This is a genomic window from Celeribacter baekdonensis (assembly GCF_003047105.1).
Classification (GTDB): Bacteria; Pseudomonadota; Alphaproteobacteria; order Rhodobacterales; family Rhodobacteraceae; genus Celeribacter; species Celeribacter baekdonensis_B.
On sequence record NZ_CP028474.1, the window covers coordinates 110,433 to 127,457 of the forward strand.

Below are 17,025 nucleotides of genomic sequence, written 5' to 3' on the forward strand. Positions count from 1 at the left end.
CATGGCTGCAAGTTATCTGGAAGCGTCGCTCGACCGTTTCGGCCCCGAGGTCCTGCGCGACGACACGATCGAGATCTGTATCAATCCCGACGGACAAGTCTGGGGCGAATTCCAGGGCGACCACTTCATGCGAGGTCTCGGCAGCCCGCTGAGCCAGACCGAGATCAAGGACCTCGGCAACCAGATCGCCTCCGCCGCCTCGACCACGCTCAGCACCAAGAAGCCTATCGTCTCGGTCTCGATCCTATATCGTGATCGCCCGATCCGCGCGCAGGTGATCCAGCCGCCGGCAGTCGAGGGCGGTTTCTCGATTTCTCTTAGGTTCTTCTCCTCCCTGCCGCTTGAGAAGGTCAAACTCGGATTCCTTTTCGGCAAGGAACGCAGCCTTGAGGGTCTGCGCCGGGAACGGAACGCCGCGCTTCGTGATGTGGTGAGGTCCGGCGACATCGACGCTGCGCTGCGGTTTTGCGTCGAGAACAAGCTCAACATGATCGTCTCGGGCGGTACATCTACCGGCAAGACGGTGGCGGCGCGCAAGATCCTTTCGCTGATCCCGCCCGAAGAGCGGATCATCACCATCGAGGAGGCGGCCGAGCTGCGCCCCGAGCAGCCCAATGCCGTGACGTTGATCGCGGACCGGGACACGGATGCCCGCAGTGCCGATGTGCTCTTGGCCTCAACGCTTCGCATGCGACCCGACCGGATTGTCCTAGGCGAAGTCCGCGGTCGCGAGGCGATGACGTTTCTCGAGGCAATCAACACCGGCCACGGTGGATCGCTGACCACGCTGCATGCCGAGACCCCACAACTTGCTGTTCGCCGCCTCGCCATCGCCGCCCTGAAAACCGATGTGCCGATGACCTATGCCGACATGCTCGATTATATCGAGGGCTCAATCGACGTGATCATTCAGGCAGGCCGCCATGAAGGCGCGCGCGGAATCACCGAGTTCTTTCTCCCGGGCCAAACCACTGATTTGAACCTCGACACGGTCGACGGCAGAGGCAACAAGAGCCCCTCCGTTGCCGCTGAGTAAAAAAGGAACCCCCCAGATGCGAAAACCAATCCTCGCAGTCATGCTTGCCGCCCTTGCGGGCCCACTTGTGGCACAGACTTCGCCTCCGATCTCAAACGATCTCACGGTCGATATGTCGCCTCAACAATACCGGATCTGCAACGATCGTCCGGCGCGCCCGACCTGGATGGACGAAATCAATCCGCGGGAAGCCTACAAGGCAGCAGCTTTGATGGAATTGTACGAAATTCGGGCCTGGGAGGAGATCGCTGAATCTGGCGACTGCGGCTGTGAAACCCGCTTTCCCGCTTGGGGTAGCTCCGATGGCGAGTATCATGAAAGGTATGCAGGCCTTAGCCAAGCCGAGCATTCAGCGTTTCGCCGCGACTGGATTGAAGTAAGGAAGCAACTCGAGCCGAGCGTGCGTACAATCTGCGAAGCTCAAGGCAACTGGTAATGGGCGTCGTCAGCTGGATGGTCGGAACGGCAGACGCGTTCCTTGTCGATGCGGCTGAGTCCCAGTTCGGGGCCGTGGCAAGCAATACCGGCACGATCGTCCTGCTGATGGTCACGCTTTCGCTAATCGGCGTCTGCATCAACATGGCATTCCAGTTCCGCAGCATGGATGGGGCCAGCTTCTTCTGGTACCTGATCAAGCTGATGCTGATAGGGCTCTTCGCCTTCAACTGGGCAAACTTCAATGCAGTAGCGAACGCCGTCATTGGAGGCTTGGACTACGTCGCTGGCGCACTAGTGTCTTCGGTTGGCGGCGGAGGAGCCGGAGCCACACACTTTGCCGGCGAATTCGACATCCTGATCGAAAAATTCAGCCAGTACCTGAATGCCATCGGCAGCAATTTGAACTGGATGACGGGCGCGATCCTAGGCGGCATCGGGCTTATTCTTTTGAGCCTCCTTGGCTTCATGACCGGCATCGTCCTCATATTCGCCAAGATGATGCTGACCCTCATGCTCGGCCTTGCTCCGATCATGATCGCTCTGTCGCTCTTCGACGCGACCAAGGATTTCTTCCATAGGTGGGTCTCGACGACGGTCAGCTATGCCTTCTACCCCATCGTCATCGCAGCAATGTTTTCGACCGTCGTCGGCATGGCGAATTCGCTTCTCGCGCAGCTCGGTGATCCAAACTCGGCAACCAACATCGGATCGCTCGTGCCGTTCTTCGTCATGGTGTTCCTAGCCAAGGGCTTCGTCGCTGCAACGCCCCTGATTGTGCGGGGGATCTCTGGGAACCTGATGGTAGCCGCAGCGCCCGCTGTGGTCGCTGGATCGACCGGGATCATGCGGGGGATCTTCAATACCGACGGCGTGAAGGGCCGGGCGCGGATCGGTGCGCTCACGACAAGCGAAGTAATCGGACGAGGCGCGGTGCAGACGCCTGCCGCTGTGCGGAGCGCCGCGGCAACGACAAGCGCGCAGGTGGTCAGAATGGCGGAACGGGCAAAACGTTTGCGAGAGTAGAAAGGAGAAAGCAGCCTTTCGCCGCACTGTGCATGAACTCACACAATGCGGGACTTTCCGCACCTTCTGCTGTTCGACCGAATCAAGCGTGCAGGCCGTGAGGCGTTGACGAGTACGCTTTCAGCCTCCGAAGATATTAAGCGCTGTTCCGTTCTCAACGATGATGGTTGCGCCGATCCATAGCGCTGCTATCCCGATTGCTCCAGAGGTCCCAATTCGAAGCCAATTCGCCCCGCGCTGAGCTAGCAGCAACGGAAAGCTGACCACCGTGGACAACGCCGCCATTCCGGCCATCGAACCCAGTCCAAACACGGCGAAATACGCCAAAGCTTGGCTAATGTTCTGTGTCGCGCTGATTGCTAGCACCAAGAGCGCTCCTGAGCCTGCGGCGCCGTGAACCAGCCCGATACCAAGGGCCTTGGCGTTGGTCCTGTGGTGGCTGTGGTTGTGCCACACCTCGCCGTGAGGCAGCGTCTCTCCCTTGTGCGAATGGGCGTGCATGTGCTGGGAGCCGTCATGTTCGTGCATGTGGATGTGTACGCGGTCTCGGTGCAACCGCCAAAGTGTCTGCGTGCCGAGCGCCACGATCATCACGCCAACCGCAAATTCAAGTCCTGCTTGCATTTGGCCCGAAATTGTAAGGCCCAGCAGCACTACAGCAGCGCAGAAACCGAATAACGCGAGTGTATGTCCCAGCCCCCAGAATGCCCCACGGGCAATCAGCGCTCGGCGGCTGCCCTTCTGAGCCAGCATGTTGGATACGGCGGTCAAGTGATCGGTCTCAAGCGCGTGCCCCATGCCGATGACGAAGGCGAGCAATAGGATCGCGGAGTAACTCATGCCTTAGACCTCATGTATTGAGCCCGGGACGCATCACCGGAATAGGCGCCGTCCCACCATTCCTGCAGGACCAACAGCGCCCTTCTAAACCACCGCTTCGAACTTCCCATGCGGCCCCCTTCCCGATCGCAGTTGTCGACGATGCGCGCAACCCGTCACGCCAGACCGCATCCCGTGTCTGGCATGACGGCCATACGTGCCTTCTGCTACCAATGGCCGGAACGCGGTCAAGACCGCATGTGCAGCTGTCGTCCGCAAAGGGCTCTTCAGTTACATTCGCCGCGAGGAGAATGAACGTCAACTCCTGCGAAACTCATCCGTGCTCCGCGATGATAGCTCTCGTTGTCTGAACTGCCGAAGCAAGCGTTGTCCGGTCTGTGTTCGTGATACCTAGGCCCTCAACATCAAGCGACAGCTGGCCCTGGCCACCGCCGCTTGCAGCGACACGAGCCGCGCGGCCGCGGGCCTTCGCTGCGCTGACAGGGTCGGTTTTCGATACGTTGGGCGCATTCGGGCCGACGTCCCGCGGTCCCGCAGCCGCCCGCACCTCCTGCAGTTCTTGCTTCAGCCTAGCCACCGTCTCGCGGGTCTCGGACATCTGCCGATCCCGCCTCAGTTTGTCCTCGTCTGGATATGGGAAGCTTCCCGATTGACCGGCGTGCAGAATCTGCAATGCCGGATCCTCAAAATACTTCACCCTTCTCCCGCGGATGGGCATCTGCGCGTCGATCACGAGAATGACCTCGTCGAGGTCCATGCGTCGGGCCTCATCCTCGGTCAGGAGCGGGGTATCTTCTGTCCTCTCCGAGACGCTGCGCCCTTCGAATGGATTGCGTCCAACAGCACGGGAGCGGGTCACCACACGCTTGGTGGTCTTGCCGACAGCCTGGCTCAATTCCTCGATGGTCTTCTGCTCGGATGGGGTGAGGTAGAGCTTTACCCCGGCGCCGCCCTGCAGCGACCTGCGGGTGTTTTCACCATAGATCTCGTCCAGCGCCGGGATCGTCTGGGTCACGATGGCGAGGTTGCCGCCGAAGGAGCGCAGCGTCTTTATGCTTTCGGCGACGATTGGCATTTTCCCGAGCCGGTCAAACTCGTCGAGCATGATCATCACCGGCCAGGGCTCGTCATCGCCGGGTTCCTGTGCTTGCAGCGAGGCGATCAGGTCCGAGAAGAAGAGGCGGATCAGCGGGGCAAGCGGGCGGATCATCTCGGATTCGACCGCAAGATAGATCGCATGTGGGCGGCGGCGGATATCCCGGAAGGAAAAGTCAGAGGTCGCGGTGGCCGCGTCGATCGCGCGGTTGTCCCAGGTGTCGAGACCCGATGTCATGAGAAGCGAGAGGTAGGAGGTGAGGGTGTCGTTGTTGGTCGAGGCCATACGCTCGAAGATCAGTTTGGCCGAGGTGTTCTTCACCTCCTGCGAACGCTTCAGATATTCCTTCTGCTTGTCGCCCCCCGAGGCGGTGATGCGGTAGATCTCGCCGATGGTCGGCACGCCGCGCTCGAAAGCCAGAAGACCGGCCGCCACGAACAAGTCGATACCGCCTGCGAGAAGGCCGCTCAGCTTTTCGTTGTCGGTCTGCAGGAAGAGCTTCGCGGTGAGTTTAAGCTCCATCTGCTGCCGGTCGGGGTTGGTCATGGCAGCAATGCGCGCCAGCGGATTATAGCGATGTGTTGGTCGGTCCCAGTCGGTCGGCGCGAAGCGGAAAACCTTGTCCCCCATGCTGGCGCGGAAGCGCGAGGTCTCGCGGAAGTTCTCGCCTTTCACGTCGAGCACCACGGCGGAGCCCTTGTAGGTCAGCAGGTTCGGGATCACGAACCCCACGCCCTTGCCCCGGCCCGTGGGCGCCACGATCAGCGCGTGGGGGAAGGTTTTTGAGACTAGGAACGGGCGCTTGGATTTCGGGGAGCCGAGCTTGCCCAGAAGGAAGCCGCCGCCGGGCTTGGCAAAGAAACCGTTCCTCTTCATCTCGCTGCGAGTCTGCCAATGCGTCGTCCCGAAGCGGGTCAATGCATCCCCCAGAAGCGTGACGCTCAGCATCAGCGATGCCAGACCGAAGCCGCCAAGTATGAGGTTCACCCAGAGGAAGTCTTTTGGTGCGGACTGAGACAGACCCCGATATTCGCGGGCAAGCAGGGTGACGTCGAAACGCGTGGGAGAAAGCCCATAGCGGAACATGACAAAGCCGGTCGCCACGACATAGCCCATGGCGAGACCGACCAGCACGAGGCTCAACACTCCTAGGGCAATCTTGCCTTTATCCATGGGTGATCCCCTTCTCACCATGTGCCGCGGCGTGGCGTGCGCGCTGCGCCTCTATCTGTTCTTCCGCCAATGCATCGAGAACGCGCTCCATGGCCGGGCCATGCGCAGTGACCTCGCTGCTCTGGAGATAGGTTCTAGCGAGTTCCAGCTGGCGGAGCGGATCCTCAGTGAACTTATCGAGGACTTCTGCGTTTCCGGCCCGCAGCGCGTCGATTGCGTCGGGGCTTAGCCGTTCGTTGACCTGCCGGACGATGTCATGTCGCTCTGCCTCGGAGAGCGGGCCCTCGACGTCTGCGTTTCGCACAAAGGCCATGACGGTTGGCGCTGTCTCTTCCAGATACCGGCGCTCGGCGTAGTCTTGTCGCGCCTGGTCCTCGATCTCGAAACTGCGCTCGCTGATATAGGCACGCGACGCGCCGAGCGAACGAAGGTGGTTGATTTCGTCCTGGACGGCCTGCCCAAACTCGTCATCCGGCATCTCCGTGCGATAGCGGGCGAGGGTACGGAGCTCTTCGGTAATCGGACCGAGATGATCCGAAGGATCCCGCAAGGCGAGGTCCATGTCGCCAGCATGAAGTGTGCGGTCCTGTTCCGATACCGCATATTGCGGCGGCATTCGACTGTCAGTCATCTGTTCCCAAGCCATCGAGGCCAATTCGGCATGCTGCGGAGATCTCTGCGCATAGGCGTCGAACGCAACGCGGGCCTCCTCCACCTCCACGGCGCCCGCCCGCCGCACCGAGGGGTCGTCGGAGAACGGATGATCGAAATCCGTCCGACGGAACTGCGCCACCAGCGCCCTGAACGCCTGCCGCTCCGATGGGGCAAAGATGTCGGACCCGTCTTGCGCGAGATCACTCCTAGGTGTCGTCAACCGCTCACCAAGCGCTGCCTCAGCGTCATCCACCTCGTCGACCTCGGTTGGCGCGCGCAGGACGCGCACGTCAGTCAGAACATCGCCCAACCGAACATGCACGGCTTCCAGCCGGTCGAGCGCGTCTTCCCGGTCCGCAGATTTCTCCAGATCGAGGTCGCTTGCTTTGGCAATCCCCTGCAGATCCTGTGCCAGCCACTGGCGCTCCAATGCGGCATTGCCTGCCCCCTCCCGCAGGCGCGCGGCCACAGCCTCGGCATCGATGCCCGTGCCTTGCAACGCCTCGGCCAGCTTTGATGCCACCTCTCCATCGTCAATACGCGCGAGGTGTTCTTCACTTAAGTTCGGCCTTGCATAGATGCCGTCCCGGGATGGGGCATCGACCAGGGCGGCGGAGCGATCCCCGAGCGGGTTCAAATGCGCGACCGAGGCCAGAACGTCGGTCAGCTTGCGCTCGATCACCGGCCTCTCGGCCGCTGGCGCCCTGTCGATCGCCGCCTCGATCTGGCGAATGTTCTGAGAAAACTCGGTGATCAGCGTGTCGAACGCTGCTTCGTCTTGGGACATGTAGATGGCTCCGTCAGATTGAATCTGACCGCCACTGGCAAGGATGGTGCTGGCCCTCTCGAGCGCCTCGGACACGTCTTCGAAATTCGAACGGGACGCCTCCGCCGCGAGCCCGCGATAGATCAAAGCGTTGTGCCGGACGGTTTCCAGAGCGGCCGCCAGGTCAGCACCGGTTCTCTGGCGCTCGACTGGGGGACGACCTTCGTCGCGGGCCTTGTAGATTTCATCGATCTCGGCGCGGTAGGTCGTGACGCCGCGATCCAGACGACGCGTTGCCTCGAGCCGGATCCCGTGTCCTCTGGCCGCTTCGACCATCGCCTCGCGAAAGGCGTCGTAGTTGAAGTGATGATCCTTCCCGAGAAAGAACATTTCGCCATCCTTGCTGCGGCGGTTCAGAACGATATGCGCATGTGGATGCGCGCGATCTTGGTGTATTGCAGCAATATAGTCGAATTGCGAGCCCTCACCTTGAAAGAACTTCTCGCAGACGGCCTGGGTGATATCGCGCACCTCTTCACCACTGGTCCCAACCGGGAATGCCATCAGCAGATGCGACGTATGGCCAAGCTTGGGGCTGTAGCGCTCGTTCCACTGGTTCTCGAACCGCCGCGCCACTCGGTTGATCTCGGCTTCCGAGAGCTGCTTCTTCCCGTCATGGGTGCCGCGGCTGTCGAGGATATGGGTCGACTTCGTCGTGAGATATGTGAGCTGCGCCCGTAGCTGCGCCCCGGTGTGGCAGCCCCCTTTCGAGATAGCCTTGAAGATCGCTGGCGAATAGCCGCGCGCGGCCCGGACCATCTGCGCGCCCTTGGAAAGCCCCTGCCAGGATCCCGAAACCCGGCTCCAGCCGCGGTCGAAAAGCGCCGGATCGATGCCACGGACCCGGTCACTCCGCGCCATTCTCATCCCTCTCGGCGAGGCCCGCCAGGGCAGAGCTGATCTCAAGGTCCAGCAGGCTGCGCCGCGCACGCGACATCTCCTGGACCTGGTCGGCCAGATCGAAGACCAGACCCGCAAGGGCGCGGACGTCACGGTGACTTGAGGCCGGGTAGGACAGTCTCTCGCCCCGCACCTTGGCCTCGTTCAGACGTCGCGCGATCTGGTTCACGTTGTTGCCGACCCGGTTGAGCGCGGCGCCGAGGCTGCGCAACTCGTCACACATCTCGTCGTCGGGCAAGAAGACACCTTCGGCCGCCAGCATCAGGCGGCGCATGGCATCAGAGCGGTGCGCAATCCCGCGCCGCGACAGTGCCGCGTCGAACCGGCGCAGGTCGTCGTCCGAGACCCGGATCCCCACAACCCGCGATCGGCTGCCGTTCGCTGTCTGACGCTCATCCCGGTGGTTCACCACGTTGTAGATCGTCTTCAGGCTGACATCGTAGCGCGCGGCCAATGACGCCGCGGAGACGCCGTTCCGGCGCTCCTGGGCGATGGTCGATCGCTCGATCTCTGACAGTCTGCGGCGGCGGGACATTTTGAAGTTAACGTTCCTATTTCTTGCCAACTTCGTACAAGCCCGCCGACTCCCAACGCAAGTGGAGTCGGCCATAAGGGATTGTACTCAATGTAGAAAATCGCCCTGCAGGGGCGATTTCCCGTCCTTTGTCAAATGGATCGCGCGCCGCGCTCATTGCACCACGCGATGCGGTCTCCGCATCGCGCATCGCGTCTTTTGCGCCCCGTCTCTTGCACCCCGCAAGACGGGTTCTGCCGCGCGCTGACCGTCTCGCGTCACCCGCAGAACGCCATACGCGAGACTGCCTCCCGTCGTCTGGAGCGCGCTATCCGTCACCTGCATTCCGTCCGCAGCACATCGCCGAGCGCATCCCGACATTTGGAGGGTGTGCGGTGCCCCGCGACGAATGCTGACGGCGCCACGGCAGACGTCGCACGGTCATCGCATTACGCCACCCGCTGCATGCCAAACGCAGTTCGCATCCCGACTTCTGCTTGACCCCTCCGCCTCATGCGTTTAGCGACGCTTTTGCATTATCGTTGCGATTCACTATTTTTGCGGAGGATCAGAATGCCGAACGAAAATCTTGTGGTGATCGCAGCGATGGCCCGGAAAGGGGGCAGTGGAAAAACGACGCTTTCGCGCGCCTTGATCAGTGCCGCGATCGCCGCCGGACGCAGAGTGATGTTGATCGACACGGACAGCACGAGAGTACTCGGGGCATGGCATGCTCGGGCGGAAGCCGGTGGGCTGAGTTCGCCGCTTCTCTGCTCGGCCACCGTCGAAAGCGTGGCGGGTGTCGAGGGTCAGATCGATCAGGTCTACATGGCAGGCACGGCAGACTTCATCTTCATCGATACCGCGGGGGTCGGTGCCGAATGGTCAGACGGCATCGCGGTGCTTGCGGACCACATTGTGACGCCCGTCATGCTGTCGACATCTGATTTCGATGTCGGAGCGCAGACGGCTGATTGGTTTGAGAAACTGAAATCCCGTGTTGACGACCCCTCCAGCCTTCCGCGCCACCACGTCGTCCTGAACATGGTCGACCCGAAAACGACCCGTGCTGACGCCGCCCTGATTGAAGAAGCGCTCACCCGTTTCCCGGTGATTGAGACCGTCATGATGCGGCGGAACACTTACAAGGAGATGGACCAGAAGGGGCTTCTCCACGCCTTGGCACTGGAAAAGCAATCTGATCCAAACCCTCTGATGCGTCCACATGTACGTCATGTCGTCGAGGCGCTCGAGGAGGCGACGGACATCCTCAACAACATTCTTGCTGCGTGAGGACAGTCGATTGCGCAAGAAGATCCCGACCATCACCAGGCCCGACCCAGCCTACGCCGCCACCCTGCAACAGGGTGACCGCGAGATTCCCGGGACGGAAGATGAGGCACAGGTCACAGCAACAAAGACAGGCACCCCAGCCACTGACGTTGACGCTGATCGGCACGAGTCAGAGCTTATGCCGGGAGGTACCGTGGCGCCGCACCAAGTCACCGCGGAAAGCTCTGACCCGCATACCAGCCTGAGAGCTCCCGTATCGGCGCGCGCATTGAGCCCGACCCGGAAGATCGACATCAGGGTCAACGCACTCGAACGACAGGAAGCAGCGCTGGAGACTTGTGGTGTTGAGCCAGCACATGTGGTGCGTGCCGCCCTGCGCCGTGCAGTCAAAGGCTGGCAACTGTCGCCGGTCTTCGCCCCAGTCGCTGAGGAGCGACGCACTCGAAACACGCAGTGGCAGGCCCGGACATCTCTGGCAGTAGATGCAGCCAGCCTGGGTGTCCTCCTCCGGGACCACGACCCCCTCGACGTCTTGAGTAAATGGGCTCTGATCCGCGGTCAGGTGGAACCACGCATATGGGGCGAGATCGACAGAATCTTGGAAGAAATTGCTGTTCCCGCTGCATCGCCGCATGAGCAGCCCGGACCTTAAGGAACCTATCTGAAAGGACAACTTTCACTTCGCCGGTGGATTTTTGCCCATACGCGGCCATTCGCCTTGAAGTTGCATAATGCCGCCATTAACACCGCCGAACAGATTTTTTTATGACCTCATTGTTAAAGAGTTACGAGGTCCATTTTGGAGGAACGCATTATGAACACGAAGCCCCGCCTGACTGGCGAACCGATCATGCGCATCCTCTGCAAGACATCTGAAAATCTGGTTGGCTACCTGTACCAATGGAACAATGGTGACGTGCAGCCTGCCTGGTTCGACGGCGCCATGGCGGACGTTCGCTATGAACCATTCTTTCAAGCGCCGGAACAAAACCCCGCCGATCCGAAGGCCCCCAGACCGCGTCAGCAAGGTCTGACGCACCTTGAAAAGGCATAGCTCAAGGCCTCGCGTCGTTTTGTGGGTCACCCCATCGCGCAGGTCCTTTGAGCGATAGAGTTGACTTCTATGCCTCAGAAGTGGTCTAGATGTGAGTTATAGAAAGGATGTCTATAACTCATGGCTTGGAACTGGACGCTGCCTGATTGGCCGGATTTCCGGTATGACGCCTCCGCTCTGGAGCCGTTTGAGCAGACGTTCCTGCTGTCGTCCGGAGAAATCCTCGGCGCGGTCCATCATGTCAGCCAGCCGGAACGCGAGCAACTCCGCATCGAACTGCTCAGCGAGGAAGCGATGCAGACGAGCGCCATCGAGGGTGAAATCCTCGATCGGCTCAGTGTGCAATCTTCGCTGCGCCGCCATCTGGGCCTCGATCCGGACAGCTACCCTGCCAAACCGCGCGAACAGGGCGTCGCGGAAATGATGGTCGACGTCTATTCCAGTTTTGCAGAGCTGCTAACCCATGAGACACTGTACCGCTGGCATCGGATGCTCCTGTCCCATGACCGTCGGTTGGAAACCATTGGGGCCTACCGACAACACGCCGAGGCGATGCAAATCGTTTCCGGCCGCCTTGACCGGCCCACGATCCATTTCGAAGCGCCGCCCTCGGAGCGGGTCATGCCTGAGATGGAGCGATACGCGGATTGGTTCAACAAGACCGGTCCGGGGGGAGCAGAGCCGCTTCCAGCACTGACGCGCGCAGGGCTAAGCCACCTCTATTTCGAGAGTATCCACCCATTCGAAGACGGCAACGGCCGCTTGGGTCGCGCCCTCGCTGAAAAGTCGCTGGCGCAGAACATTGGCCAGCCCACCCTCATCTCGCTCGCCTTCACCATCGAGAAGGAGCGCAAGGGATACTACGATCAGCTTGAGCAGCATCAAAAAACGCTCGACGTGACCGATTGGCTCGTCTGGTTCGCAGAAGTTGTCTTGAAGGCCCAACAGGCAACACTCGACCGCGTAGGCTTCTTCATCAGCAAGGCACACTTCTACGATCGTCACAGAGACCACTTGAACGAACGCCAGGCCAAGGCCATCGCTCGAATGTTTCAGGAAGGCCCTGGCGGTTTCAAAGGCGGCCTCAGCGCCGACAACTATCTCAAGATCACCGGAACTTCACGCGCAACCGCAACCCGCGATCTGCAGGATCTGGTCGAGAAAGGTGCGCTCAGCCGGACCGGTGAGCGACGGCATACGAGGTACTGGTTGAACCTAGACCATATGGAGTAGCGCAAGCGACGATGACTTCATATTGGTATTTATTATCAATATGTTACCAAAATACGCATAATTCGTTTTATGTAATTTTTTTGCCCTATTGATATTTGAATCGGGCTAGCTAAGAATCTGAAAAAACCAGCGCGATAAAATAGCTCCAAGTAGCGCTTTATTGAGAATGCTTCCCCGGATTCAGCCTGATTGAGCTGCAACGAGCATGACGATACAGGACGAAGGCCGCCTGAAGGCGGCATGGAACCAGAAGACAATCCCTGTCGCGCTTCGCCGTGACGGCAAGGGCGAACGGGTCAGGGTCCGCCTTCCTTATGCGGACGACAACTATGCCTGGCTCAGGAATGGCCGGCGCATCCGGCCAAGCTGGAACTCGGCACTGGGATGCTGGGAGAGTCCCAAGGCATGGTTCAATGACCTCGTGAACCGCTGTCTTCGCCGCTGGGGCCTGATCTATGTCATCCAACCCTACCGGGAGCAGGAGATCTGCGCTCCGGCCTGCATGAACGCCATCGGCCATGAGTGCCAGTGTTCCTGTATGGGGGCCAACCACGGCCAGGGCGACGATGGCGGCTGGTTCTCGACAAGCGAGGCCTTCGCGGCCCGATGGGGCGACCGTGAACTCGCCTGTCGTCTCATGACGGTCAGCTCTGAAAAGTAGAGGCCCGGCCGATATGGCCAGGCCTGCGACAGACGTGCAGATGATGGTCATGACCAGACAGAGAGGCCCGTCGAGAACAAATCACAGCTTGGGGCGATCCTGTTCTGGAACCTCCCACGGGTCCTCCAGGGTGACGATGCCGTAGCGGACGCCATCGCGGCCGGCCTTCGGAAGAAAGGTGATCATCCCGATATCCAGGATCATCCCCTTGTCGTGCATGTGCTGCTGTCGGAAGTGACCGAAGTGCGTGAGATATCCGAGGCCCTCCAACTCGAGACACAGCGCGGAGATCGCGGCCGAATACTCAAGCCGCTGGCCGGCGCTGCTCATATCCCAGATCCCGTCCAGATCGGTCATCCAGTCCGAAATCGCGGCAGTCAGTTCGAGGGCATTGCCGGCCTCCACCGCGCCGGCGTTGAACAGGAGCCCGTGCCATTCGCGGTTACGGGAATAGAAGTCGTTGGGCTTCCTGATGGGGGACGTGGGCACGAGCACCGTCTTTTTCAGCGCGCGCTCCATTTCTTCCTGCTGGCGCTTCTCCTCCTCGGGGGTGAGCTTGGAGAAGACCGTGATGTCGAACCCGAGGCCGCGCGCGAGGCTTCGCAAGGTCTGCACCTCGGGCACGTGCCGTCCGCTTTCCACCTTCTGGATCGTGCGGACCGTCAACCCGGAGGTGTCCGCAAGGTTCTCCTGGGTTAGAGAGAACATCTTGCGGATATACTTGCACTGGTTGGCGATATACTCGGCGTCTCGTTCCATCGTTTCCATCAGATCACTCCATGTTGCTGACAGGAATAGCATGGCACGCCGGCTCTGGGGGGTCCCCGAACGCAACCCGAACGCTCGACTGCTATCCCGCCCCGGGGCCGCTGTCCTTGCACCAGTCAATCCGCCCCTGCCGGATCCAGAAGTGACACCGGCATTCGTTCGTCTGGCGGACCGACGGCGAGATGGTCGGGCGCCTCAGCCAGTCTGACATGGCCGTCCACCTGGGCCTCCGGTTCTTGCTGAGGGACAGTTTGATGGTCTCGCCGCACCCACCAGGGCAGTGGAAGCAGGCCCATTTGTCGACGCCATCGCGCACGATGGTCATCTCCCCCGGCACGATCTGATCCGGCGTCGGGTGTCTGGGTGTTACCCTGGCAAGCAGGTCACTTCGTGGAATGAGGCGGAAGAGCTCGAGGCTCTTCCGCAGAATGTCGATCATCATCCCGCTCACCCGATGCGATCCAGGAACGGATCGATGTCGCCGAGACCCCAGTATTCCTCGCTGCCGCAGACCGGGCAGTCGGACCGAGGCTGCGCCGCCTGCGAACGCTCTAAACCCTTGTCGAGCTTGCGATAGCGTTGCCATGTCCATCCACCGCCGCCGCGGAAGTCAACGAGACCGGCAAGAAGTTCGTTCACTGCCATGGTGGCGGCCTCGGAGGTGAAGGTCACGACGGCCGGCGCGGGATTACCTCCGCCGCGGACGTAGGCTTCGGTCTTCTGCCGTTCATATTCGACGGGGTCCGATCGCTGGAGGTCCTCCTCGCGAGCCCTGACGCGATCGACTGTGCCGCGGCAGCCGTGGCACGCCGACGTGGGAAACAGCACGCTGACCCGCGCGGCCATCTCGAGGAGGCCGGGCTCACCATCATCACGGGGCATGAGGACCAGCCCGACATCGATGACCGGGATCAGGTAGAAGTGCGCCACGCGGTTCAGGTAGAGGCGCCCGGCGTGATCGTCCGTGCATCCGAAGATGACGTCGCAGGATTTCAGCGCGTCACGGATATGCGGCGCATCCACCCAGCCGTTCATCGACCGGATCTCGACGTCGAGGCCCATCATCGTCACCTCGCGCGCCATGACGTCGACCTTGGGCACCGCGTTTTCAGCATCCTTTCGGGTCGCGCCATACAGGCGGTTCAGGTTGGAATGCTCGACCACGTCATCGTCGATGACCAAGATGCGCCCCACGCCGAGGCGAGCGAGGAGATGGACCACCGGGCTGCCGGTGCCGCCGCAGCCGACCACGGCAACGGAGAGCTGTTTGAGGAGTCCGTTGACCTCCGGCCCGAAGGCCAGTGCCTGCCGGGCCAAGGCTTCCGACGGGGTCGGCACGTCGGTCGACTGGATCTCGAGCCGAGTGCCGATGACGGTCACGCGGCGACAGGGCAAGGGTGTCATGTCGTCTTCCCAGACCCGTGCCCGGTAGAGGCCGTCACCGACTTGCACGACGCTCACCAAGCGTGTCCCCTCGCCGTTACGGTTCCGAGCCATGGTGAAGAGGTCGCGCTCGTTGCGATCGTCCTGGTCCGAGAAACCGTCGAAGCCTCCCGGGTGACTATGAACGATCGCCGGCACCAGGCCTTCCTCCTTGGCCCGGCGACAGAGCTGGGCGAAGGAGTTGGTATTCCAGGTGACGTGCTTGTCGCTGGCATCGACGCGGTCCTCCTGCGGGATCGCGATGACCTCGTAGGAGGTGTAACGGGTCCGCGGCTCGAGGTCCCAGGGGTCCTGCGCGATCTCGCTTTTGCCGAGCAGCATGTAGGCGGCGCCCTCGTGCCCACGGGGGTGCGCGAGCAGCGCCTGCAGCTTGTCGCGGTGACGGGCGTGGAGGGTGATGTCGCTGCGCTTCATGCCGCCACCTCCAGGGCCTCTTCGACCCGCTTCAGCATGGTCCAGATGCCGTCGGTGCCGGGACGCCACTGGTTGTTATGGCGAGACCAGCGCTGCCAGTTCTGGCCATCAAAGGCCTGGCGTGCCTGCGTGCAGCGGGGCTCACGCTGGCCGACAAGGAGCTTCAGATGCGGCACGGCGTAGAACATGTCGGGGGCGACCTCGGGATACGAGGGCGGCAGCAGGATCAGGATATCCACCTGGGCGACCTGATACTTGCCTTCCGGCAGCGTGATCCCGGTGAGGATCACGCCCTTCTTTCCGCCTTCGATGACCTCGCGAACGGTGATGCCGCGACCCTCGAGGTAGCGGCGATCCTGACGGGGGAGGAGGCTCATGCCGCACCCCCTTCCGTGGTCTGGGGCACGCCGGTGAAGAAGTGCTCCAGGCCAGCATCCGCGAGGCAGATCAGATCGGTGTCGCCGACCAGGATGTCATCCTTGCCGGGGATCACCTGCCAGACGGCGAACTTCGCGGGATCGACCCCGGCCAGCTTCTTGAGCACGCGCCCGCTGATGACCTTGTGGCCCCACTCGAGGCGTTTGCCATCGATGTCGAAGCGGAAGGATTCCGCGCTCGGGAAGACCAGGAAGCGCTCGACCTGGCCAGGGCGCAGATCCGTGGTTTCCTCGAGGCGCAGTTCTTCAAGTTCACCGTTGCGCAGCACCTGGAACACGAGGTGTTCCTCGGCCTTACGGAAGTCGGCCCCCTCGATGATCTGGCGGCCGGTGGGCGTCGGATCGTCGATGACGGCGTCGGTGAACTTCAGGTCGTGGTCGCCGACTTTGACCTTGTAGGGTCCGTGGTCGCGGGGCTTGCGGCCGGCCTTCAGGGCGGCCTGGAGATCTTCGATTTCCATCTGTTCGGTAGTCATGGCAGCAAATCCTTTTCTTGTCTGCTCGACGCCCGCAGCAGGCGCCATCAATGGTGTATGCGCGGCACAAGAGGGTTCGCGTTCTTAGCCTTGATATTTTTTTGAATTTTCTTGACTGCGATAGGTCGCTGCGTGCGCATATGTATATTAAGAGCAGCGAAGATGGCGATTGGCATGGCGAAAGACACACCCCAAGAGTTCAATACCCTCAAGGAATTCACTGACGAACTGGACCTTCTCTTCCGCGATGATGTCGCACTCAGAAAGCTCCTTCAGAAGGCGCGCAACTGGTGCATTCGGAACAACCGAGTCGGCGACGAGGAGGAGGTCCTTCAAGAGGCCGTCATGAGGGTGATGAAAAGTGAGATCACCGGGACACGCCAATGGCCCAAAGGTGTTGCGCTTATGGACTTTCTCTCCGGCGTGATGCGGAGCATTGCATCGGAGCGGCCTAAGATCGGGTTTCGCAAGAACGCCGACAAAGACATGGAGGCCGCGAAGGACATTGCCTCGTCGTGCAACCAAGAAGGGCAGCTCTTCGAGAAAGAATTTATGGCCCGCTTCATGGCGCTCTTCGAGGGTGATGACGATTCACAGCTATACCTCTGGCTCTGGAGGAAGGGCAATCGAAGTCCGAGATCATGACGGGCCTCGACTGGAATGAAAGGAATACAACACGGTGGTGCAGCGGGTCAAAAGGACACGCAACGCCCACCCGGAAATGAAAGAGATGCTCAATGGCGAAG

General features: G+C 61.0%; 18 protein-coding genes. 9 read left to right on the forward strand and 9 right to left on the reverse strand.

The window, feature by feature from the left end:
* Position 1: 1 nt before the first annotated feature.
* Genes DA792_RS03150 through DA792_RS03160 form a run of 3 tightly spaced genes read left to right on the forward strand, consistent with a single transcriptional unit; the run spans position 2 to position 2,497 of the window.
* Positions 2 to 1,036 carry an ATPase, T2SS/T4P/T4SS family gene (locus tag DA792_RS03150; RefSeq protein ID WP_043872329.1) on the forward strand — a complete coding sequence of 345 codons (1,035 nt, stop codon included), beginning with the start codon at positions 2 to 4 and terminating at the stop codon, positions 1,034 to 1,036.
* Positions 1,037 to 1,052: 16 nt separating this feature from the next.
* Positions 1,053 to 1,472, forward strand: coding sequence for a hypothetical protein (locus tag DA792_RS03155; RefSeq protein WP_009574168.1), 420 nt, complete (start codon positions 1,053 to 1,055; stop codon positions 1,470 to 1,472).
* Positions 1,472 to 2,497 carry a type IV secretion system protein gene (locus tag DA792_RS03160; protein ID WP_009574169.1) on the forward strand — a complete coding sequence of 342 codons (1,026 nt, stop codon included), beginning with the start codon at positions 1,472 to 1,474 and terminating at the stop codon, positions 2,495 to 2,497. The genes DA792_RS03155 and DA792_RS03160 overlap by 1 nt, the downstream gene beginning before the upstream one ends.
* Before the next feature lie 120 nt (positions 2,498 to 2,617).
* Here the strand turns inward: DA792_RS03160 and DA792_RS03165 are convergent, their stop codons facing one another.
* The 4 genes from DA792_RS03165 to mobC all read right to left on the reverse strand — a co-directional run bounded on the left by DA792_RS03165 (position 2,618) and on the right by mobC (position 8,521).
* Positions 2,618 to 3,337 carry a nickel transporter gene (locus DA792_RS03165; protein WP_009574170.1) on the reverse strand — a complete coding sequence of 240 codons (720 nt, stop codon included), beginning with the start codon at positions 3,335 to 3,337 and terminating at the stop codon, positions 2,618 to 2,620.
* Between the two features lie 313 nt (positions 3,338 to 3,650).
* A complete protein-coding gene (locus tag DA792_RS03170; RefSeq protein ID WP_009574171.1) occupies positions 3,651 to 5,606 on the reverse strand; it encodes a type IV secretory system conjugative DNA transfer family protein in 1,956 nt (651 codons plus the stop codon).
* On the reverse strand, positions 5,599 to 7,947 hold the full coding sequence (locus tag DA792_RS03175) for a relaxase/mobilization nuclease domain-containing protein (RefSeq protein WP_074646436.1): 2,349 nt from the start codon (positions 7,945 to 7,947) through the stop codon (positions 5,599 to 5,601). The genes DA792_RS03170 and DA792_RS03175 overlap by 8 nt, the downstream gene beginning before the upstream one ends.
* Positions 7,934 to 8,521: a plasmid mobilization relaxosome protein MobC gene (gene mobC / locus DA792_RS03180; RefSeq protein WP_074646435.1), complete on the reverse strand. Its 588-nt coding sequence runs from the start codon at positions 8,519 to 8,521 to the stop codon at positions 7,934 to 7,936. The genes DA792_RS03175 and mobC overlap by 14 nt, the downstream gene beginning before the upstream one ends.
* A 552-nt stretch (positions 8,522 to 9,073) precedes the next feature.
* Between mobC and DA792_RS03185 the strand changes: the two genes are divergently transcribed.
* The 5 genes from DA792_RS03185 to DA792_RS03205 all read left to right on the forward strand — a co-directional run bounded on the left by DA792_RS03185 (position 9,074) and on the right by DA792_RS03205 (position 12,741).
* Positions 9,074 to 9,793, forward strand: coding sequence for a ParA family protein (locus DA792_RS03185; RefSeq protein ID WP_038073754.1), 720 nt, complete (start codon positions 9,074 to 9,076; stop codon positions 9,791 to 9,793).
* A 10-nt stretch (positions 9,794 to 9,803) separates the two neighbouring features.
* Positions 9,804 to 10,445 carry a hypothetical protein gene (locus DA792_RS03190; protein WP_074646434.1) on the forward strand — a complete coding sequence of 214 codons (642 nt, stop codon included), beginning with the start codon at positions 9,804 to 9,806 and terminating at the stop codon, positions 10,443 to 10,445.
* A 162-nt stretch (positions 10,446 to 10,607) separates the two neighbouring features.
* The gene (locus tag DA792_RS03195) at positions 10,608 to 10,847 is read left to right on the forward strand and encodes a hypothetical protein (RefSeq protein ID WP_074646433.1); all 240 of its coding nucleotides are present in this window, start codon (positions 10,608 to 10,610) and stop codon (positions 10,845 to 10,847) included.
* 120 nt (positions 10,848 to 10,967) lie between these two features.
* Complete coding sequence (locus DA792_RS03200; RefSeq protein ID WP_074646432.1) at positions 10,968 to 12,080, forward strand: Fic family protein; 1,113 nt, start codon at positions 10,968 to 10,970, stop codon at positions 12,078 to 12,080.
* 205 nt (positions 12,081 to 12,285) lie between these two features.
* Positions 12,286 to 12,741 carry a hypothetical protein gene (locus DA792_RS03205; RefSeq protein ID WP_009574178.1) on the forward strand — a complete coding sequence of 152 codons (456 nt, stop codon included), beginning with the start codon at positions 12,286 to 12,288 and terminating at the stop codon, positions 12,739 to 12,741.
* An 81-nt stretch (positions 12,742 to 12,822) separates the two neighbouring features.
* On the opposite strand, the gene DA792_RS03210 is transcribed toward DA792_RS03205, so the two are convergent.
* From DA792_RS03210 to DA792_RS03230, 5 genes are all read right to left on the reverse strand, one after another.
* A complete protein-coding gene (locus DA792_RS03210) occupies positions 12,823 to 13,509 on the reverse strand; it encodes a helix-turn-helix domain-containing protein (RefSeq protein WP_074646431.1) in 687 nt (228 codons plus the stop codon).
* 82 nt (positions 13,510 to 13,591) lie between these two features.
* Positions 13,592 to 13,951 carry a DUF6527 family protein gene (locus tag DA792_RS22680; protein ID WP_274843028.1) on the reverse strand — a complete coding sequence of 120 codons (360 nt, stop codon included), beginning with the start codon at positions 13,949 to 13,951 and terminating at the stop codon, positions 13,592 to 13,594.
* Between the two features lie 5 nt (positions 13,952 to 13,956).
* Positions 13,957 to 15,366 (reverse strand): ThiF family adenylyltransferase, encoded by a 1,410-nt coding sequence (locus DA792_RS03220; RefSeq protein ID WP_074646430.1) that lies wholly within the window; start codon positions 15,364 to 15,366, stop codon positions 13,957 to 13,959.
* On the reverse strand, positions 15,363 to 15,743 hold the full coding sequence (locus DA792_RS03225) for an E2/UBC family protein (RefSeq protein ID WP_074646429.1): 381 nt from the start codon (positions 15,741 to 15,743) through the stop codon (positions 15,363 to 15,365). The genes DA792_RS03220 and DA792_RS03225 overlap by 4 nt, the downstream gene beginning before the upstream one ends.
* On the reverse strand, positions 15,740 to 16,279 hold the full coding sequence (locus tag DA792_RS03230; RefSeq protein WP_051130673.1) for a multiubiquitin domain-containing protein: 540 nt from the start codon (positions 16,277 to 16,279) through the stop codon (positions 15,740 to 15,742). Before DA792_RS03230 ends, DA792_RS03225 begins: the two co-directional genes overlap by 4 nt.
* Before the next feature lie 174 nt (positions 16,280 to 16,453).
* Here DA792_RS03230 and DA792_RS03235 point away from each other — a divergent pair, with 174 nt between their 5' ends.
* Positions 16,454 to 16,924, forward strand: coding sequence for a hypothetical protein (locus tag DA792_RS03235; RefSeq protein ID WP_159075141.1), 471 nt, complete (start codon positions 16,454 to 16,456; stop codon positions 16,922 to 16,924).
* Positions 16,925 to 17,025: the final 101 nt, after the last annotated feature.